At 54.2% G+C, this 18,931-nt stretch carries 17 protein-coding genes and 4 tRNA genes; all 21 read left to right on the forward strand.

The window, feature by feature from the left end; all coding sequences use genetic code 11:
- Positions 1-77 precede the first annotated feature (77 nt).
- The 21 genes from IEX96_RS01810 to nuoH all read left to right on the forward strand — a co-directional run bounded on the left by IEX96_RS01810 (position 78) and on the right by nuoH (position 18,916).
- On the forward strand, positions 78-1,601 hold the full coding sequence (locus IEX96_RS01810) for an NAD(P)H-hydrate dehydratase (protein ID WP_229773463.1): 1,524 nt from the start codon (positions 78-80) through the stop codon (positions 1,599-1,601).
- A 200-nt stretch (positions 1,602-1,801) separates the two neighbouring features.
- Positions 1,802-1,888: transfer RNA gene (locus tag IEX96_RS01815), tRNA-Leu, on the forward strand.
- A 44-nt stretch (positions 1,889-1,932) separates the two neighbouring features.
- A complete protein-coding gene (gene tig, locus IEX96_RS01820) occupies positions 1,933-3,489 on the forward strand; it encodes a trigger factor (RefSeq protein ID WP_188873376.1) in 1,557 nt (518 codons plus the stop codon).
- 140 nt (positions 3,490-3,629) lie between these two features.
- Positions 3,630-4,253, forward strand: coding sequence for an ATP-dependent Clp endopeptidase proteolytic subunit ClpP (gene clpP, locus IEX96_RS01825; protein ID WP_150006111.1), 624 nt, complete (start codon positions 3,630-3,632; stop codon positions 4,251-4,253).
- Between the two features lie 193 nt (positions 4,254-4,446).
- On the forward strand, positions 4,447-5,712 hold the full coding sequence (gene clpX, locus IEX96_RS01830; RefSeq protein WP_150006112.1) for an ATP-dependent Clp protease ATP-binding subunit ClpX: 1,266 nt from the start codon (positions 4,447-4,449) through the stop codon (positions 5,710-5,712).
- A 137-nt stretch (positions 5,713-5,849) separates the two neighbouring features.
- Complete coding sequence (gene lon / locus IEX96_RS01835; protein WP_188873377.1) at positions 5,850-8,258, forward strand: endopeptidase La; 2,409 nt, start codon at positions 5,850-5,852, stop codon at positions 8,256-8,258.
- A gap of 155 nt (positions 8,259-8,413) precedes the next feature.
- A complete protein-coding gene (hbs, locus tag IEX96_RS01840) occupies positions 8,414-8,686 on the forward strand; it encodes a non-specific DNA-binding protein Hbs (RefSeq protein ID WP_149999314.1) in 273 nt (90 codons plus the stop codon).
- Between the two features lie 132 nt (positions 8,687-8,818).
- A tRNA-Val gene (locus IEX96_RS01845) sits at positions 8,819-8,894 on the forward strand.
- Positions 8,895-9,124: 230 nt separating this feature from the next.
- The gene (locus IEX96_RS01850; RefSeq protein WP_188873378.1) at positions 9,125-9,589 is read left to right on the forward strand and encodes a hypothetical protein; all 465 of its coding nucleotides are present in this window, start codon (positions 9,125-9,127) and stop codon (positions 9,587-9,589) included.
- 7 nt (positions 9,590-9,596) lie between these two features.
- Positions 9,597-9,869 (forward strand): hypothetical protein, encoded by a 273-nt coding sequence (locus tag IEX96_RS01855; RefSeq protein WP_150006114.1) that lies wholly within the window; start codon positions 9,597-9,599, stop codon positions 9,867-9,869.
- A gap of 50 nt (positions 9,870-9,919) precedes the next feature.
- The gene (locus IEX96_RS01860; RefSeq protein ID WP_150006115.1) at positions 9,920-10,438 is read left to right on the forward strand and encodes a paraquat-inducible protein A; all 519 of its coding nucleotides are present in this window, start codon (positions 9,920-9,922) and stop codon (positions 10,436-10,438) included.
- Positions 10,439-10,558: 120 nt separating this feature from the next.
- Positions 10,559-10,635: transfer RNA gene (locus IEX96_RS01865), tRNA-Asp, on the forward strand.
- 69 nt (positions 10,636-10,704) lie between these two features.
- Positions 10,705-10,781: transfer RNA gene (locus IEX96_RS01870), tRNA-Asp, on the forward strand.
- A 275-nt stretch (positions 10,782-11,056) separates the two neighbouring features.
- Positions 11,057-11,422: an NADH-quinone oxidoreductase subunit A gene (locus tag IEX96_RS01875; protein WP_149999317.1), complete on the forward strand. Its 366-nt coding sequence runs from the start codon at positions 11,057-11,059 to the stop codon at positions 11,420-11,422.
- A 32-nt stretch (positions 11,423-11,454) separates the two neighbouring features.
- Positions 11,455-12,006, forward strand: coding sequence for a NuoB/complex I 20 kDa subunit family protein (locus tag IEX96_RS01880; RefSeq protein ID WP_150006134.1), 552 nt, complete (start codon positions 11,455-11,457; stop codon positions 12,004-12,006).
- Between the two features lie 47 nt (positions 12,007-12,053).
- On the forward strand, positions 12,054-12,680 hold the full coding sequence (locus IEX96_RS01885; protein ID WP_229773464.1) for an NADH-quinone oxidoreductase subunit C: 627 nt from the start codon (positions 12,054-12,056) through the stop codon (positions 12,678-12,680).
- Entirely contained in the window at positions 12,677-13,870 is a 1,194-nt protein-coding gene (locus IEX96_RS01890) for an NADH-quinone oxidoreductase subunit D (RefSeq protein WP_150006116.1), read from the forward strand. The genes IEX96_RS01885 and IEX96_RS01890 overlap by 4 nt, the downstream gene beginning before the upstream one ends.
- Before the next feature lie 15 nt (positions 13,871-13,885).
- Complete coding sequence (gene nuoE, locus IEX96_RS01895; RefSeq protein WP_188873379.1) at positions 13,886-14,497, forward strand: NADH-quinone oxidoreductase subunit NuoE; 612 nt, start codon at positions 13,886-13,888, stop codon at positions 14,495-14,497.
- A 4-nt stretch (positions 14,498-14,501) separates the two neighbouring features.
- Positions 14,502-15,794: an NADH-quinone oxidoreductase subunit NuoF gene (gene nuoF / locus IEX96_RS01900; protein WP_188873380.1), complete on the forward strand. Its 1,293-nt coding sequence runs from the start codon at positions 14,502-14,504 to the stop codon at positions 15,792-15,794.
- Between the two features lie 49 nt (positions 15,795-15,843).
- Positions 15,844-17,895 carry an NADH-quinone oxidoreductase subunit NuoG gene (gene nuoG / locus IEX96_RS01905; protein ID WP_150006118.1) on the forward strand — a complete coding sequence of 684 codons (2,052 nt, stop codon included), beginning with the start codon at positions 15,844-15,846 and terminating at the stop codon, positions 17,893-17,895.
- Entirely contained in the window at positions 17,888-18,916 is a 1,029-nt protein-coding gene (nuoH, locus tag IEX96_RS01910; RefSeq protein WP_150006119.1) for an NADH-quinone oxidoreductase subunit NuoH, read from the forward strand. Before nuoG ends, nuoH begins: the two co-directional genes overlap by 8 nt.
- The last annotated feature ends 15 nt before the right edge of the window (positions 18,917-18,931 follow it).

The following is an 18,931-nucleotide window of genomic DNA, read 5'->3' on the forward strand; positions in this document are numbered from 1 at the left end:
TCTCTTTTTTGCTTTGATATTTGCCCAGACAGCTTCAACCCGTAGTCTTGGTTGAAGCGATCAAGGGATAATATGTCATGGCTTGTTTCAATCCACGAAGCGATGAAGCTCTTTTAAGCTGCGCCCAGATGGCCGCTGCTGACCGGGCCGCGATGGCTATGGGCCATTCCGGCGAGGACCTGATGGACGCCGCGGGGATGGGTGTTGCGCAATTGGCGTTGGCTCGCACCGGCATAAGGCGGGTTCTGGTGCTGTGTGGTCCGGGCAATAATGGCGGTGATGGCTGGGTTGCGGCCCGTTATTTGCGCGAAGCCGGATGTGATGTGCATGTGGTGTTCGAGGGAGATATCGCGGCACTGAAAGGCGATGCCTTCACGATGGCACAACGCTATGACGGCATGACGTCAGCTTATGACCCATCCTTGTTGGAAGATGCAGATCTGGTGATCGATGCGGTATTTGGCGCCGGCCTGCGCGGGCCTATAAAGGGCAGGGCGCAGCAGATGGTGATGGATGCCAATCGGTGCAATGCCTTCCGGTTGGCTGTGGATGTGCCATCGGGCCTTTCCGGTGATACGGGGCAGGCGGAAGGGGCCGTGTTCCAGGCGGATCTGACGGTTACTTTTTTTCGCAAGAAGCCGGGGCATGTGCTTGTTCCCGGCCGGTATCACTGTGGTCGGGTGGTGGTGCATGATATCGGTATTCCGGCATGCGTGCTTGATCACATAGCGCCTATGACCTTTGAAAATTCTCCAAATCTGTGGCGTGACCGCTGGCCGCGAAAATCTCCGTCCAATCATAAATACCAGCATGGTTCGGCCTTGGTCTTGGGAGGGCGTCCTCCGGCCCTTGGTGCCAGCCGCATGGCAGCGCGCGCTGCCTTGCGCATGGGAGCGGGGGTTGTCACCCTTGCTAGCCCATCCGAAGGCTATGCCATTCAGGCAGGGGCTTTGGACGAAGTGATGGTTGCCCCTTATGATAACGACTCAGAGCTGGGCGCTTTGATGGCGGATCACCGACGCACAGTGTTGGCGATAGGGCCGGGCGCAGGCGTTGGTGAGGCTTTAAGGCGGCAGGTGCATCTGGCCTTGGCACAAAGAAAGCCGGTGGTTTTGGATGCCGATGCGCTCACCAGTTTTGAAGGGCAGGCCGATGCTTTATTTGCCGCCATCCAATGCGATGTGGTGATGACACCCCATGGAGGAGAGTTCCAAAGGGTGTTTGGCGCACAGAAAACAGCCACAAATAGGTCAGAAGGAAAATTGGCGATCACGCGGGCGGCGGCGCATCGGGCGGGGGCGATTCTCGTTCACAAGGGGCCGGATACTGTCATTGCTGCCCCTGATGGCTGTGCGGTTATTGAAACGGCGGCACCGCCCGATCTTGCCACTGCCGGCTCCGGTGATGTGCTCACGGGGTGCGTTGCGGGGCTGTTGGCGCAAGGGATGCCTGCAATGGCTGCGGCATGCTGTGCGGTCTGGAGTCATGGGGCGGCGGCGCGAAATTTTGGACGAGGATTGGTGGCGGGCGATTTGATCGCGGCCCTGCCTGTTGTTTCAAAAGAGATGGAGCAAGGTTTAAAAAGCAGTGTTTTTCGCTGAAAAAGTGCCATAAAAGACGCGTGTGAAGCGCTTTGGGTGCGTGTTGTTTTCCACAGGATGACCAAGTTTGTGCAATCGGACTGGTTTTTCCGTAACAGCCTGTGCTAAGGAGACGCCGATCTGCCGTACCGGTTTGCGGTGCCGAAGAAAAACGGCCCCGACCGGGAAGCAAAATCGTTAATAACGATAGGTTTTCATCAGCGGGCGTGGCGGAATTGGTAGACGCGCCAGATTTAGGTTCTGGTGTCCGAGAGGACGTGGGGGTTCAAGTCCCTTCGCCCGCACCACTATTAGATTTGAGATGGTCATCCCATAGGCCACGAGTGAGCGCATGCAAATCAACGAATTGAAAAACGACGGACTGACGCGGGAATACAAGATCACCATCGAAAAGGCTGATCTCGACCAGCGGGTTCAAAATATATTGAATGATCTGCGCCACAAGGTGCGGATGAAAGGGTTTCGCCCGGGCAAAACGCCGGTCGCGCTGTTGAAGAAAATTCACGGCGAAGCGGCGCTTGGGCAAGCGGTGGAAGAATCGGTCCGCGAAAGCACCGATCAGCTTTTCCGCGAAAAGAAAATCCGTCCGGCCTTGCAGCCCAAGGTGGATGTTGGCGAAGTTGATGAGGAAAAAGGGTTCGAATTTACCCTGTCCACTGAAATTTTGCCCGATGTGGATACGTCAGACTTCAAGGCACCAGCACTTGAGCGTTTGATCGCAACACCTTCGGATGCGGATGTTGATGCTGCGATCGAAACATTGGCCGGTCAGTCCAAAAGTTTTGAAACCGCTGCAAAAACTTACAAAGCGAAAACCGGCGATGCCGTTGTGATCGATTTTGTCGGTTCGGTGGACGGTGAAGAATTTGAAGGCGGCAAGGGCGAAGATTTCCAGCTTGAGCTTGGGTCTGGCCAGTTCATTGCGGGCTTTGAAGATCAGCTTGTCGGCGCCAAAACCGGTGACAAGGTGACTGTGAAGGTGACCTTCCCTGATCCTTATGGCAGTGAAGAGCTTGCCGGGAAAGACGCCAGCTTCGATGTCGAAGTGAAAGAGGTGAAGAAGCCTGCCGACACCAAAATCGACGACGACATGGCCAAGAATTTCGGTCTTGAAAGCCTTGATCAGTTGAAAGAAGCGCTGAAAACCCAACTCGAGCAGGAAGCAAAAACCCTGTCGCGGGCCAAAGTGAAGCGCGCATTGCTCGATAAACTGGCTGATTCCTATGATTTCGCGGTGCCTCAGGGGATGGTGGATCTGGAATATCGTGATATCTGGCAGCAGATCAAACGCGATGCCGTGATGTCCGGTGAGGCCACCGAATCCGAACTGGCTGATAAAGACGAGCCGGAGTCGGAAGAAGATCGTGCGGATTACCGCAATATTGCGGAACGTCGTGTGCGTCTTGGTCTGTTGTTGTCCGAGCTTGGCTTGGCCAATAAGGTTGAAATCAACCGTGATGAACTGATGCGCCGTGTGGCCGATGAAGCCCGTCGCTATCCGGGGCAAGAGCGCGAGGTGTTTGAATTCTACACCAAGAACGAGCAGGCCATGGCCCAGCTCCGCGCGCCGCTTTATGAAGACAAGGTTGTCGATTTCATCCTTGAAATGGCCGATCTCAAAGATACCGAGATAAGCCTTGAAGACCTGCGCAAAGCCGTGCGCGAGGACGATGAGGAAGAAGAAAACCAGGCCAAAGACGCGAAAAAATCCGCGACCAAGAAAACTGCAGCGAAAAAGCCTGCAGCAAAAAAAGCGTCCGAGAAGAAGCCAGCTGAAAAGAAAGCGGCTGAAAAGAAAGCCCCGGCCAAGAAAGCTGCGGCCAAGAAACCTGCTGCCAAAAAGGCAGCACCAAAAAAAGCGGCCAGCAAGGACGACTCTAAGAGCTGAGCCCTTTGCTTGTCATTTTTGTTGACAGAAGACCGCAGTAGGGCATTGGCTTGCTGCGGCCTTCTTTCTTCTAAAGGCTTTCTTTAAAGACCCTGACCGGTGTAAAACCGGTCGCATGAATCAACGGGAGCGCAGCATCTATGGTCGATATCGTGGACCAATTTACAAGTCAGCTCGTGCCGATGGTGGTCGAGCAGACAAATCGCGGCGAACGGGCGTTCGATATTTATTCGCGCCTTTTGAAAGAGCGAATCATTTTTCTAACCGGGCAGGTGGAAGACAATATATCCAGCCTGATCGTTGCCCAACTCCTGTATCTTGAAGCCGATAATCCGAAAAAAGATATTTCCTTTTATATCAATTCTCCCGGTGGCGTGGTGAGCTCGGGCTTGGCGATTTATGACACCATGCAATATATCCGTCCGAAAGTGGCAACGCTGTGCATCGGGCAAGCGGCTTCCATGGGGTCGCTTTTGCTGGCTGCCGGTGAAAAAGGCATGCGCTTTTGCCTGCCGAATGCCCGCGTGATGGTGCATCAGCCGTCTGGCGGCTTTCGGGGGCAGGCAACGGATATTGAAATTCAGGCCCGCGAAATTCTGAAATTGCGTGAACGCCTGAACAATATTTATGTCGACCATACGGGCCAACCCTTGGAAGAGATTGAAAAAGCGTTGGATCGCGACCGCTGGATGAGCGCGGAAGAATCCAAGGACTGGGGTCTTGTGGATGAGGTTTTGGAAAAACGCCCAGATGACGCAGAATGATTGTTAGATTCACGGTCATTTTAAGCTGGCAGCAAGGTTAAAAGGCGTAGAATAGGGCCATTGGTCGGTTGGGTGCTGTTCTTGTGACGGGCACCGAAGGCCACGGGATTGCGATTTGGCCTGATAAAGCGGTTGCTGCATGGTCACGCGCTGTTCTACGATGAAGACTTATTGGAAGACTTAGGGAAGTCCGATGACGAAATTGAGCGGCGGAGATTCGAAAAATACGCTCTACTGCTCTTTCTGCGGGAAGAGCCAGCATGAAGTTCGTAAACTGATTGCGGGGCCGACGGTATTCATCTGTGATGAATGTGTTGAACTGTGCACAGATATCATCCGCGAAGAAAGCAAATCGGGAATTGCGAAATCCAGCGATGGCGTGCCAACGCCACAGGAAATTCTCGATGTCCTCAATGATTATGTGATCGGTCAGCCAAAGGCGAAACGCGTTTTGTCGGTGGCGGTGCATAATCATTATAAGCGGTTGAATCATGCAGCAAAAAGCAGCGATGTGGAGCTGGCAAAATCGAACATTTTGCTGATTGGCCCCACCGGTTGCGGCAAAACCCTGCTGGCCCAGACATTGGCCCGTATTCTGGATGTGCCGTTTACCATGGCCGATGCCACCACCCTGACAGAGGCCGGCTATGTGGGCGAGGATGTGGAAAACATCATTCTCAAGCTTTTGCAATCCGCCGATTACAATGTGGAACGTGCCCAACGCGGTATTGTTTATATTGATGAAGTGGACAAGATCAGCCGCAAGTCCGACAATCCTTCCATCACCCGCGATGTGTCGGGCGAAGGGGTGCAACAGGCCCTGCTGAAGATCATGGAAGGCACCGTTGCCAGCGTTCCGCCGCAAGGGGGGCGCAAGCATCCGCAACAGGAATTCCTGCAGGTCGATACCACCAATATCCTGTTCATCTGCGGCGGGGCTTTTGCGGGCCTCGATCGTCTTGTGTCTTCACGTATGCAGGGCAAATCCATGGGCTTCGGGGCCAGCGTCTCCTCGCCCGAGGATCGCTCGGTTGGTGAGCTTTTGATGCATGCCGAACCCGAAGATCTTCTGAAATTCGGATTGATTCCGGAATTTGTCGGTCGCGTTCCCGTGATTGCGACATTGGAAGATCTGGATGAAGATGCCCTTGTGGAAATCCTCTCGACTCCGAAAAACGCTTTGCTCAAGCAATATCAACGCTTGTTCGAGATGGAAGAGGTCGCTCTGACCTTCACCGATGAAGCAAAACGTGCCGTTGCACGGCGCGCCATTGCCCGTAAAACCGGGGCACGTGGTTTGCGGTCGATCATGGAAGACATTTTGCTGGAAACCATGTTCGATCTACCGTCGCTTGATGGTGTGGAGGAAGTTGTCATTAATGACGATGTGGTGGATTCTGCTGCCAAGCCGCTCTTTATCTATGCAGAGCGGCGGGATGAGGCAGGGACTTCTGCGTGATCAGAGCCCTTTGCTCTTGAATGGTTGCGAGAGAATGCCATTTCAGATGTAAGTCACGCGGGTCATTTCATGGGGCTCATTGCGCTTTCATGTGACGGACCGCGCCCATTGGTGTTTGAAAGAAGATCGGAAATAGCATGGACAAGACCTATCCTGTCCTGCCGCTGAGAGACATTGTTGTCTTTCCGCACATGATTGTCCCTTTGTTCGTGGGGCGTGAAAAAAGTGTGCGTGCGCTTGAGGAAGTCATGAAGGATGATCGACCCATCCTGCTTGTCTCCCAGAAGAATGCCGGCGAGGACGACCCGACAGCGGACGATATTTATGAAATGGGCACATTGGCGAATGTGCTCCAGCTTCTGCGCCTTCCCGATGGCACGGTAAAAGTTCTGGTCGAAGGATCTGGCCGGGCCCGTATCACCGAATTCGTTGAGAATGATGATTTTTTTGAAGCGTCCATTGTGGATGTGGAAGAAGAAACCGGCGCGGATAAAGAATTGCAAGCGCTGCAACGCTCGGTGCTGGCGCAGTTCGAGCTTTATGTGAAGCTCAATAAGAAAATTGCGCCGGAAGTGCTGGTGTCTGCCAATCAGATCGACGATCCGTCGAAACTGGCGGATACGGTGGCGTCGCATTTGGCTCTGAAAATTTCCGACAAGCAGGATTTGCTGTCCACCATCAAAGTGACCGAACGTCTTGAGAAGGTTTTTTCCTTCATGGAAGGCGAAATCGGCGTGCTGCAGGTGGAAAAAAAGATCCGTGGCCGTGTGAAGCGTCAGATGGAAAAAACGCAGCGCGAATATTATTTGAACGAGCAATTGAAGGCGATTCAGAAAGAGCTGGGCGAAACCGACGAAAGTCGGGAAGAAACCGCAGAGCTGGAAGCGCGCATTGCCGAAACCAAATTGAGCAAGGAAGCCCGCGAGAAATGCATTGCGGAGCTGAAGAAGCTCAAATCCATGAGCCCCATGTCGGCGGAAGCCACCGTGGTGCGCAATTATCTGGATTGGATTCTGTCTATGCCGTGGGGCAAGCGCACCCGCGTCAAGAAAGATATCCATTGGTCTGAACATGTGCTGGATGAAGACCATTATGGTCTGGAAAAGGTGAAGGAGCGGATCGTCGAATATCTTGCGGTGCTGCAACGCGCCAACAAGATCAAAGGCCCGATCCTGTGTCTTGTGGGCCCGCCGGGCGTCGGGAAAACGTCCTTGGGGCGCTCCATTGCCAAGGCCACGGGGCGGAATTTCATCCGCTTCAGCTTGGGTGGTGTGCGGGATGAAGCGGAAATCCGTGGACATCGGCGCACATATATCGGGTCTATGCCCGGTAAGATCATGCAGAATTTGAAGAAGGCCGGGTCGGCCAATCCGCTGTTCTTGCTCGATGAGATCGACAAGATGGGGCAGGATTTCCGGGGCGATCCCGCTTCCGCTTTGCTGGAGGTTCTCGACCCTGAGCAGAATTCACATTTCAACGATCATTATCTGGAAGTGGATTATGATCTGTCCGATGTGATGTTCGTGACCACGGCCAACACTTTGGACATGCCGCAGCCTTTGCTGGACCGTATGGAGATCATTCATCTGTCGGGCTATACGGAAGATGAAAAGGTCGAAATTGCCAAGCGCCATCTGCTGAAGAAACAGATTAAAGATCATGGGCTTAAAAGCTCGGAATGGTCTATTTCGGATGCGGCTTTGCGCGATCTGATCCGTTATTATACCCGTGAATCCGGGGTGCGTAATCTGGAGCGGATGATTGCCCGTCTTGTGCGCAAGGCGGTGAAGGAAATCGTTGAAGGCAAGCGCAAGCGCGTTCAAGTGACGGTGCAGAATCTTGGCAATTATGCCGGGGTGCGTCGCTATCGTTATGGTGAAGCGGAAACGGAAGATCAGGTGGGCCTGACCACCGGTCTTGCCTGGACAGAAGTGGGTGGCGAAATCCTGACGATCGAAGCCGTCACGACCCGAGGGAAGGGGCGTGTGCTTACCACCGGTAAGTTGGGCGATGTGATGCAGGAATCCATTCAGGCTGCCCGCTCCTTCGTTCATAGCCGTGCGGTGACCTATGGGGTGAAGCCCACGGCCTTTGAAAAGATCGATATCCATGTGCATGTTCCCGAAGGGGCAACCCCCAAGGATGGCCCCTCTGCGGGTATTGCCATGGTCACGTCGATCGTTTCGGTTCTGACCGGCATTGCTGTGCGGCGCGATATTGCCATGACCGGCGAAGTGACGCTGCGTGGGCGGGTTCTGCCCATTGGCGGGCTGAAAGAAAAGCTGCTTGCGGCCCTGCGCGCTGGTATCAAGACCGTTCTGATTCCTGCCGAAAATGAAAAAGATCTGGCAGAAATCCCTGATAATGTGAAACGGGGCTTGGAAATTATTCCCGTTTCCCATGTGGACGAAGTTCTGCGAAAAGCGCTGACTCGTCCCCTCGTCCCCATCGAATGGACCGAAGAGGATGAGGAAAAATCGAACGCAATCAAGCCCATAGCGGGTGATGATGCGGAGGTCGCGTCGGGGGTAACCGTGACCCATTAAGCATGAGGGTCTTGTCCCTTTTCGGGACATCCTCATGAAAGCTGTGGAAAACCGCAGGAACCTGCGGTTTTCTTTTTGACAGTTTAAAAAAGTCCGCACTACACTGCCTCCGCTGACCCACGGAGGAACCTCACAACAGCACGAGGGGGTAAACCTTGAATAAGAACGAACTTATCGCGAATGTCGCCGAGGCGGCTGATCTTTCGAAAGCGGATGCAACGAAAGCCGTTGACGCCGTTTTTTCCAGCATCTCCGATGCCCTGTCCAAGGGTGACGAAGTACGGCTGGTCGGATTTGGCACCTTCTCGGTTGCACATCGCGCTGCGTCGCAGGGCCGCAACCCACGTACGGGTGAACCGATTGCGATTGCTGCGTCCAAACAACCCAAGTTCAAAGCTGGTAAACAGCTGAAGGACGCGGTGAATTGATCAGGTCCTGATAGGGATTTGTATCCGGAAACGGCCGTTTGTATTGCACAAGCGGCCGTTTTTTTTATCTGACCGTTCAAAAACGGTTGTCTTCGCTGCAAGCCTCCGCTATGAGACGGGGCATTACTTGTGGGGCGGTTAGCTCAGTTGGTAGAGCATCTCGTTTACACCGAGAGGGTCGGCAGTTCGAGACTGTCACCGCCCACCATTTTCCCAAAATACAGCCACTATATTATCCGTCGCATCTTGCGGCGTTGACGGGCCTTTTCGCGAAGCCTTCGTTGCAGGCCACGCCTTTGGGGCATCAAAACCATTTTGCCTTTTGGGCGCCGGTCTGCTCCAGAGATTGTGTGTAGGATTGCTTTGCACTGGGCGTCAAAAGGCATCATCCAAGCACAGTCACAGAATGATATGATATTGCTGATATTGGAGGGGTTTATGGCGACTCATAGCGACATGACGGGCGGCAAAGGGCAGGGTACAAGCATCGTGGCTGTGTCCCTTGTCTTTTTGGTGATGATTGCCCTGGTGAATGGCATCGGTTTTTGGTTGGGGCTGATCTATGGCAATCAGGTGCCTTTGGGGACGGCCATCCGTCATTCCATTGATATTTTGATTTTCATGGTGCAAACGCCGCAATATGTCGCCGCGTGGTTTGAGCAGGGCTGGGGCTTCCTGTGGCTGGTTGCAGGGGCTCTGGAACTGATTTTGCCCTTTATTGTGCTGCGCTTGATAAAGCACAAGAAACCGGTGCTGGTTGGCGTGTCTTGCGCTTTGGCGGCGAGCCTTCCCGATCTTATCCCGATGGCGTTGGACAAGATGACCGGGCTTTTATGGTCGGGCCTGTTGATTTCGGCGGTGATTTATATCGTGAGCTTTTCGCTGGCCAAGGCAAAGCTCTGAGCCGTTCATGAAAAAAGCGGAATGTCAGATGACATTCCGCTTTATGAGCAGCCTTGATTCGATCTGGTGCAGAGAGCCATTTATGACGATAAAGGGCCAAGCGCTTTTTGGTCTTTTGCCATCTGACGCTTGTTTCTTTTGTCTGGCGCAGCTTGCCGACCGAATTGTTCAGGTGCTCCTCCCCAACTCAATTCTTTCACAAGTGTTAACAGGCCGCGCGCTGAAATCAAGTGGCTATCGGGTAAAGCTGGCAGATCTTTGCGGGCTGTGGCAATCATGAGACGGTCGGAGCGGGCGGCAGACAGGACGTGATGGAGAGAGGGCAGGGATATGCGCCAAACTGGTCGGCAAACAGACGGCACCTCTTCACTTGCCACATATTCTGATTCGGCACCTTGCCGCGTGACGGGGGCGATTCTCGCTTTGGCGGCGCTGTTGTTCGCCTGCGGATATGTCTTGCCGGTGCTTTATGTGAAAAAATTCCTGTTTTTTTCTTCGGAATCGTCTTTGTTGGGGGTGAGTTGGGGGCTTTTGCAGGGTCGGGAGTTTTTGCTAGGTGGTGTTTTGATCCTGTTTACGATTCTGTTTCCCATTACCAAGCTTTGCCTTTTGGCGGTGATCTGGTGGCGCCCCACGGCCCACACGAACCATCTTCTTCAGCTTTTGGCGCGTTTGGGGCGCTGGTCTATGCTGGATGTGCTGGTGCTGGCGCTGTTTGTCTTTTCGGTAAAATCCAGCGGATTGGGCACGGCATTTTCTCAGCCCGGCCTTTATTGCTTTGCGGGAGCGGTGATCCTGACCATGATCGCCGGGGCCAGATTGGCTGATGAATCCTTGAAAAAGCCCTGAAAAGCGGGAAAATTTTTCACGCTCTAAATCTGTTTATGCGATTGCTTTGAAAGAAAGGGCATATTTGCGTTGACAGCTTCGCTTTCGCCCCCTATTTCAACGGGCCTCGACGCACACCACGGGGGTGTAGCTCAGTTGGTTAGAGCGCTGGCCTGTCACGCCAGAGGCCGCGGGTTCAAGTCCCGTCACTCCCGCCACGTCGTCGTCGAAACGGTGACTCTTTATGGCTTTTAATGCGATAAAGATGCCGACAACCGCTTTCTTGCGGGGGTGTAGCTCAGTTGGTTAGAGCGCTGGCCTGTCACGCCAGAGGCCGCGGGTTCAAGTCCCGTCACTCCCGCCACTTTTCCCTGTCATTTCCCGATCATATCGCGCCTTGCTTTCTTTGAAGCGAGGTGATTGGCGCTTCACAATCATGCGACATGATGGCTGTTTGGGAAAAGAGGCTTTTTCTGCCACGAACTTGCCGTTATTCATATGCCGGGCTTTGAAAGCTGGCGTAGGTTTGCTATAGCGCTGGCAGTCTATTGTTTGGCCATATGGCTTGTCGTTTTTTTGAGGCTCTGGTGGGGCGTTATGTTACCGCCAGATGTTTCGGACTTCTATACGGAGCGCTCCGTGGAAACTTTTTTGCTAGATTATCTGCCGATCCTCATCTTCCTTGGTGTGGCGATCGCGTTCTCGGTGGTTTTTGTTGGAGCTGCTTGGTTTTTGGCCGAGCAGCACCCGGACAGCGAGAAAGTCTCCGCCTATGAATCGGGGTTCGAGGCTTTTACAGATTCGCGCGGGCAGTTCGATGTGCGTTTTTATCTGGTGGCCATTCTATTCATCATCTTTGATCTGGAAGTCGCATTCCTGTTCCCATGGGCTGTTTCTTTGGGCGACTTGGGGATGTTCGGCTGGTGGTCGATGATGATTTTCCTGGGCGTTTTGACCATCGGTTTTGTGTATGAGTGGAAAAAGGGAGCGTTGGAATGGGAGTAGACGCCATGATGAAGGCATCGGCTCAGGGTGCTATGCCCGGAGTTGCCCCAGAATCTCCCAAGGGAGCCGGTTCTGTGCTGGCCCCGCATGATGATGCGTTTTTCCGTGATGTGCAGGCGGAATTGTCCGACAAAGGGTTCCTGGTTGCCAAGGCTGATGATCTGATCAACTGGGCACGCACCGGTAGCCTGTGGTGGATGACCTTCGGGCTTGCTTGTTGCGCCGTTGAGATGATGCACAGCAGTATGCCGCGCTACGATCTGGAACGCTTTGGTGCGGCTCCACGCGCCAGCCCGCGTCAATCGGATGTGATGATCGTGGCCGGAACATTGTGCAACAAAATGGCCCCCGCCATGCGCAAGGTGTATGACCAAATGTCCGAGCCGCGTTATGTGATTTCCATGGGCTCCTGTGCCAATGGTGGCGGCTATTATCATTACAGCTATTCTGTTGTGCGGGGCTGTGATCGCATTGTGCCGGTGGATATTTATGTTCCCGGTTGCCCTCCAACGGCTGAAGCGCTGCTTTACGGCATTTTGCAGCTTCAACGGAAAATTCGCCGGACGGGAACCTTGCACCGCTAAGCGGGCGCAATGGGAAAGAGGCCGGAGAGATCAAGGAAAAAGATGGGATGATGACCGTCACGACGCTAGAGCAGCTTGGCAAGCATATCGAGGCGATTCTCGAACATGAGGTCACGGGTTTTTCCGTGGCCAATAACGAGTTGACCATAACCGCCAGAACCGATCAGATCGTCAAGGTTTTGACCGCTTTGCGTGACGATCCCGATTGTAAATTCCGCATTCTGGTGGATCTGTGCGGTGTGGATTGGCCCATGCGCCCCATGCGTTTTGATGTGGTTTATCACCTGTTGTCGATGCATCTGAACCAGCGCATCCGGGTGAAGGTGGAAGCGGATGAGCAGACGCCGGTGCCTTCGGTAGTGTCGGTCTATTCGTCTGCCAACTGGTTCGAGCGCGAATTGTGGGACATGTATGGGGTGATGGTTTCAAACCATCCTGATCTGCGCCGAATCCTTACGGATTACGGATTTCAGGGCCATCCCCTGCGCAAGGATTTCCCGCTCAGTGGTTATGTCGAGCTGCGCTATGATGAAGAGCAAAAGCGCGTGGTGTACGAACCTGTCAAACTGACGCAGGAATTCCGGAATTTCGATTTCCTCAGCCCGTGGGAAGGCGCCAAATATATCCTTCCCGGCGACGAGAAAGCGGCCGAAGCGGAGAAAGATAAGGCATGACCAGCCAAGTGAGCCATGACCGCCGAATCAAGAACTATCATCTGAATTTCGGCCCGCAACATCCTGCCGCGCATGGTGTTTTGCGTTTGATTCTGGAACTGGACGGGGAAGTGGTCGAGCGCACGGACCCGCATATCGGATTGTTGCATCGCGGCACGGAAAAGCTGATCGAGCACAAGACCTATATGCAGGCCATCGGGTATTTTGATCGTCTGGATTATGCCGCGCCAATGAACCAGGAGCATGCCTATGCTCTGGCGGTTGAAAAGGCGTTGGGCATCGAGGTGCCTTTGCGTGGGCAATATATCCGTGTGCTTTATGCGGAACTGACGCGGATCATGAACCACATCCTGAATCTGACAACTCATGCCATGGATGTGGGGGCGCTGACGCCGATTCTGTGGGGCTTTGAAGAGCGCGAAACCCTGTGTGAATTTTATGAGCGTGCCTCTGGTTCGCGGATGCATGCGAAATATTTTCGTCCCGGCGGGGTGCATCAGGATTTGCCGCCAGACCTGATCGACGATATTTGGGCGTGGACGGAAACCTTCCCCAAAGTGATCGAGGATATTGAAGTTCTGCTGGTGGAAAACCGCATCTTCAAGCAACGCAATGTGGATATCGGTGTTCTGACGCAGGAACAGGCGATGGATTGGGGGATGTCCGGCCCCATGCTTCGCTCTACGGGTCTTGCTTGGGATCTCCGCAAATCCCAGCCCTATGATGTCTATGACCGGATGGATTTTGACATCCCAGTGGGCAAGAATGGCGATTGCTATGATCGCTTTATCCTGCGCGTCGAAGAAATGCGGCAGTCTTTAAAGATCATGCGCCAATGCATCAACGAGCTTCCCGCCGGTGAAGTGCTGACGGAAGATCGGAAAGTGGCTCCGCCGCGCCGGGGTGAGATGAAGCGCTCCATGGAAGCGTTGATCCATCATTTCAAATTATATACCGAAGGCTACAAAGTGCCCGAGGGCGAGGTCTATGCCGCCGTAGAGGCGCCGAAGGGCGAATTCGGGGTGTATCTGGTGTCCGATGGCGGCAACAAGCCCTATCGCTGCAAGATCCGCGCGCCGGGATTTGTGCATTTGCAAGCCATGGACATGATGCTTGAAGGCCACATGCTGGCCGATGTGCCGGCGGTTCTTGGATCCATCGACATTGTGTTCGGTGAAGTGGATCGCTGAGGGAGTTTGATCGATATGCTTGAAGTGACCAAAAGCGGCGGTCCGTTTCGTTTTTCCGATGAAAATCAGGACGAAGTGAAGGCCATTATTGCGAAATATCCCGAAGGGCGGCAACGCTCTGCGGTGATGCCGCTTCTCTATCTGGCGCAACGGCAAAATGAAGGTTGGGTTAGCCGGGAGGCCATCGAACATATTGCCGAGTTGCTGTCTGTGCCGAAAATTCAGGTGATCGAGGTCGCAACCTTTTACACCATGTACAATTTGAAGCCCATTGGCCGCCATCATGTGCAATTGTGCGGCACCACGCCGTGCTGGTTGCGTGGCTCCGACGAGGTGATGCGTGCCTGCACCGATATGGGGCTTGAAAAGGGCAAATCCACCGAAGATGGGCTGTTCCATCTGACGGAAGTGGAATGTTTGGGGGCGTGCTGCAATGCGCCCATGGTGCAGATCAATGACGATTTTTATGAAGATCTGACCTATGAAAGCACCAAGGCCATTTTGGAAGCCCTGAAACGTGGTGAAACGCCGAAGCCCGGTCCGCAGAAGGATCGTCAGTTTTCCGCGCCGGAAGGTGGGCCGACCGTTTTGCGGGATATGATGTCCGCCGATGCGGCAAAGGAGTGATGTGATGCTGAAAGATCAAGACCGCATCTTCACCAATATCTATGGCTTCCAGTCTTGGGGCATCGATGCCGCCATGAAGCGTGGCGATTGGGACGGCACCAAAGATATTCTCGCCAAAGGGCAGGACTGGATCATCGACCAGATGAAAGAATCCGGATTGCGCGGGCGTGGCGGTGCGGGCTTTCCCACGGGTGTCAAATGGTCGTTCATGCCCAAGGAATCAAAGGACGGGCGTCCCAGCTATCTGGTGATCAACGCCGATGAATCCGAGCCGGGCACATGCAAAGACCGTGAAATCATGCGCCATGATCCGCAAAAGCTGGTGGAAGGGGCATTGATCGCCGGATATGCCATGCGGGCGAAAGCCGCTTATATTTATGTGCGCGGCGAATTTTATCTCGAGGCGGAACGGCTAAATGCTGCAGTGGCCCAGGCCTATGAAAAAGGCTTTCTGGGCAAAAACGCATGCGGTTCCGGCTATGATTTCGATGTGTATGTGCATCGCGGCGCAGGCGCTTATATCTGCGGCGAAGAAACGGCACTTATTGAAAGCCTTGAAGGGAAAAAAGGCCAGCCACGGCTGAAGCCGCCTTTCCCTGCCAATGTGGGCGTGTTTGGCTGCCCGACCACCGTGAACAATGTGGAATCCATTGCTGTTGCGCCGACCATTTTGCGTCGCGGGGCAAGTTGGTTCGCGGGCCTTGGTCGCCCGAACAATACCGGCACCAAGATCTTCTGTATTTCAGGGCATGTGAACACGCCGTGCAATGTGGAAGAAGAAATGGGTATTCCGCTGCGTGAACTGATTGAAAAACATGCAGGGGGCGTGCGCGGTGGCTGGGACAATCTGCTGGCCGTTATTCCCGGCGGATCTTCAGTGCCTTTGCTGCCCAAATCCATTTGTGATGATGTCTTGATGGATTTCGATTCTTTGAAAGAAGTGAAGTCCGGGCTTGGCACGGCGGCGGTTATCGTGATGGATAAAACCACCGATATTGTGAAAGCCATCGCACGGTTGAGCTATTTTTATAAGCACGAATCCTGCGGCCAGTGCACGCCATGCCGGGAAGGCACCGGCTGGATGTGGCGTGTTATGGAACGTCTGGCCGTGGGGCAGGCGGAAAAAGAAGAAATCGACATGCTGCTGGATGTTACCAAGCAAGTCGAGGGACACACCATTTGCGCGCTTGGCGATGCGGCGGCGTGGCCCATTCAGGGATTGATCCGTCATTTCCGGCCGGAAATAGAGCGCCGGATCGATGTGTATCATGGTCGCCAGATCGAGGCTGCCGAGTAAGTTCGACGGAGAGTCGCCCAGTGTCGGGCGCTGTAACAGAGAAGAGCCAATGCCGAAGCTGACAATTGACGGCAAGGAAATCGAGGTTGCACCCGGATCGACGGTGTTGCAGGCCTGTGAAGAAGCAGGCGCGGAAATTCCTCGCTTTTGCTACCATGAGCGGCTGTCCATCGCAGGAAACTGCCGCATGTGTCTTGTGGAGATGGAACGCTCCCCCAAGCCCATCGCTTCCTGTGCGATGCCTGCGGGGGATGGCATGGTCATCCACACCAATACGCCGCAGGTGAAAAAAGCCCGCGAAGGTGTGCTGGAATTTTTGCTGATTAACCATCCGCTGGATTGCCCCATCTGCGATCAGGGCGGCGAATGCGATTTGCAAGATGAAACCATGGCTTATGGCCGGGGCAAAAACCGCTTTGACGAAAACAAGCGGGCGGTAACGGAAAAGAATATGGGGCCATTGGTGAAAACCATCATGACCCGTTGTATTCATTGTACCCGTTGCATTCGCTTTTCCGAGGAAGTCGCCGGCACAACGGAACTGGGCGCCATCTATCGCGGCGAGAATATGCAGATCACCACTTTCCTTGAGCAGGCGATGGAAAGCGAGCTTCAGGGCAATGTGATTGATCTCTGCCCGGTGGGAGCCCTTACCTCCAAGCCCTATGCTTTCAATGCCCGTCCTTGGGAATTGGCGAAAACAGAGTCCATCGATGTGATGGATGCGGTTGGCTCGAACATCCGCATCGATACCCGTGGGCGTCAGGTGATGCGGATATTGCCGCGCAACCATGACGACGTGAATGAAGAATGGATTTCCGACAAAACCCGCTTTGCCTATGACGGCCTTTTAAAGAGCCGTCTCGACCGTCCTTATGTGAAGAAAGACGGGACGCTGGTGGAAGCAAGCTGGGTCGAGGCTTTTGCGGCGATCAATACCGGTCTGGCGGGGTTGGACGGCACGCAGATTGCAGGTCTTGTCGGCGATCTCAATGAACTGGAAGGTATGTATGCGTTCCGCGAATTGCTTAAGGGCCTGGGCGCAACACGCATTGAAGCGCGGCAATCCGGTGCGGCTTATGATGTGTCGAACCGGGCATCCTATCTGTTCAATAGCGGCATTGCCGGCATTGAAGAGGCGGATTTCTGTTTGCTTGTGGGCACCAATCCACGGCATGAGGCCACCATCGTCAATGCCCGCATTCTGAAATCCACCCGCCATCGCGGTCTGAAAGTGTCCAATATCGGTCCGGCCCATGATCTCACCTATCCGGTTGAGCAGGCGGGCGACGATGCGGCGATTCTCGCGGATATTCTTGCGGGCAAGCATTCTCTGGCCGATCGCCTCCAAGCTGCCAAACGCCCGATGATTATCGTGGGCGAGGGTGCTTTGGCGCGGCAAGACGGCGCGCACATCCTGAAAGCCGTCCATGATATTGCCGAGACATTCGGCCTGATTACCGAAGACTGGAACGGTTTTAATGTCCTTCCCACCGCTGCTTCGCGTGTTGGAGCGCTGGACCTTGGATTGGTCGCTCCGGGTGGCGTGCGCGGTATTTTGGATGATGCCAAAGCAGGCACGGTAAAAGCGGCGTTCTTGCTGGGTGTGGACGAGATTGACAGCTCGGCGCTTCAGGATTGCTTCACCGTTTATATTGGCAGCCACGGCGATCATGGCGTGCGCCATGCGGATGTGGTTCTTCCTGCAGCAGCCTATACGGAAAAATCCGGCCTTTATATCAATATGGAAGGCCGTGTGCAGATGGGCGAGCGGGCGAATTTCCCGCCGGGTGATGCGCGTGAGGATTGGACCATTTTCCGTGCCTTGTCGGATGTTTTGGGGAAAACCCTGCCGTTCGACAGCTTTGATGCCTTGCGGGCCGCCCTTTATAAAGAGCTGCCGCATCTTATGGACATCGACAGCCTGCCTAAGGCGGCATGGGGTGATTTCGGGGAACCGGGCGACATTGCGCGGGGACCGATTGCCTTGCCGATCCATGATTTTTATCAAACCAATCCGATTGCGCGGGCCTCAGACACGATGGCGGAATGTAGCGCGTTGAAACGCAGCAAAGGGGAGGCGACAGGAACCCATGGTTGAATGGCTCGCCGGTCTTTATGGCGGCACTGATGCCGCCTGGTTTTTCTCTATTATCACCTGGATTTTGGTGATTGTGGCCCCTTTGTTGGTTGGGGTTGCCTTTGCAGTCTATGCGGATCGTAAGATCTGGGCGGCCATGCAGCTTCGCCGCGGCCCCAATGTGGTGGGCCCCTTTGGCTTGCTGCAAAGTTTTGCCGATGGTTTGAAACTTTTCATCAAGGAAACCATTGTTCCCGCAGGCGCGAATAAGGGTATCTTCATTCTGGCGCCGATGCTGACCTTTGTGTTGGCTTTGATCGGCTGGGCAGTGATCCCCTGGGGTGAAGGCGCGGTGCTGGCCGATATCAATGTGGGGATCTTCTATATTTTCGCCATTTCCTCGCTTGGTGTGTACGGCATCATCATGGCGGGCTGGGCTTCCAATTCGCGCTATGCGTTTCTTGGCGGGCTGCGGTCTGCGGCGCAAATGGTGTCTTATGAAGTGTCCATGGGCTTTGTGCTGGTTACCGTGATCAGCTATGCAGGGTCACCGTCGCTTTCCGAACTTGTGCATATGCAGTCCGGCGGTATATGGAACTGGAACTTCTTGTGGTTCTTCCCGATGTTCGTGATCTTCCTGATCTCGGCCATGGCGGAAACCAACCGTCCGCCATTCGATCTTCCAGAGGCGGAAGCGGAACTGGTTGCGGGCTATCAGGTGGAATACAGCTCCATGGCCTTTGCGCTGTTCTGGTTGGGGGAATATGGCAATATCTTGCTGATGTGCGCCCTTAGCTCGGTGCTGTTCTTTGGCGGATGGTATGCTCCGATCCCGGCACTGGATTTCATTCCCGGGCCTTTGTGGATGATCGCCAAGATCTGTTTCTTCTTCTTCATCTTCGCTTGGGTGAAGGCGACAGTTCCGCGCTATCGCTATGATCAGTTGATGCGCTTGGGCTGGAAAGTATTTTTGCCGGTTTCGTTGGCAGCGGTGGTGTTCTACACCGGCTGGGGCGTAGCCTTTGGCTATATCGGTAAGTGAGAGGGCCGGATAAAT

It is taken from the genome of Iodidimonas muriae, from assembly GCF_014647255.1.
GTDB lineage: Bacteria > Pseudomonadota > Alphaproteobacteria > Sphingomonadales > Rhodothalassiaceae > Iodidimonas > Iodidimonas muriae.

Bases quoted from the DNA above. Each gene is read 5' to 3' on its own strand.
- IEX96_RS01810 (WP_229773463.1), top strand. From the start codon at position 78: ATGGCTTGTTTCAATCCACGAAGCGATGAAGCTCTTTTAAGCTGCGCC.
- tig (WP_188873376.1), top strand. From the start codon at position 1,933: ATGCAAATCAACGAATTGAAAAACGACGGACTGACGCGGGAATACAAG.
- clpP (WP_150006111.1), top strand. From the start codon at position 3,630: ATGGTCGATATCGTGGACCAATTTACAAGTCAGCTCGTGCCGATGGTG.
- clpX (WP_150006112.1), top strand. From the start codon at position 4,447: ATGACGAAATTGAGCGGCGGAGATTCGAAAAATACGCTCTACTGCTCT.
- lon (WP_188873377.1), top strand. From the start codon at position 5,850: ATGGACAAGACCTATCCTGTCCTGCCGCTGAGAGACATTGTTGTCTTT.
- IEX96_RS01850 (WP_188873378.1), top strand. From the start codon at position 9,125: ATGGCGACTCATAGCGACATGACGGGCGGCAAAGGGCAGGGTACAAGC.
- IEX96_RS01855 (WP_150006114.1), top strand. From the start codon at position 9,597: ATGAAAAAAGCGGAATGTCAGATGACATTCCGCTTTATGAGCAGCCTT.
- IEX96_RS01860 (WP_150006115.1), top strand. From the start codon at position 9,920: ATGCGCCAAACTGGTCGGCAAACAGACGGCACCTCTTCACTTGCCACA.
- IEX96_RS01880 (WP_150006134.1), top strand. From the start codon at position 11,455: ATGCCCGGAGTTGCCCCAGAATCTCCCAAGGGAGCCGGTTCTGTGCTG.
- IEX96_RS01885 (WP_229773464.1), top strand. From the start codon at position 12,054: ATGATGACCGTCACGACGCTAGAGCAGCTTGGCAAGCATATCGAGGCG.
- IEX96_RS01890 (WP_150006116.1), top strand. From the start codon at position 12,677: ATGACCAGCCAAGTGAGCCATGACCGCCGAATCAAGAACTATCATCTG.
- nuoE (WP_188873379.1), top strand. From the start codon at position 13,886: ATGCTTGAAGTGACCAAAAGCGGCGGTCCGTTTCGTTTTTCCGATGAA.
- nuoF (WP_188873380.1), top strand. From the start codon at position 14,502: ATGCTGAAAGATCAAGACCGCATCTTCACCAATATCTATGGCTTCCAG.
- nuoG (WP_150006118.1), top strand. From the start codon at position 15,844: ATGCCGAAGCTGACAATTGACGGCAAGGAAATCGAGGTTGCACCCGGA.
- nuoH (WP_150006119.1), top strand. From the start codon at position 17,888: ATGGTTGAATGGCTCGCCGGTCTTTATGGCGGCACTGATGCCGCCTGG.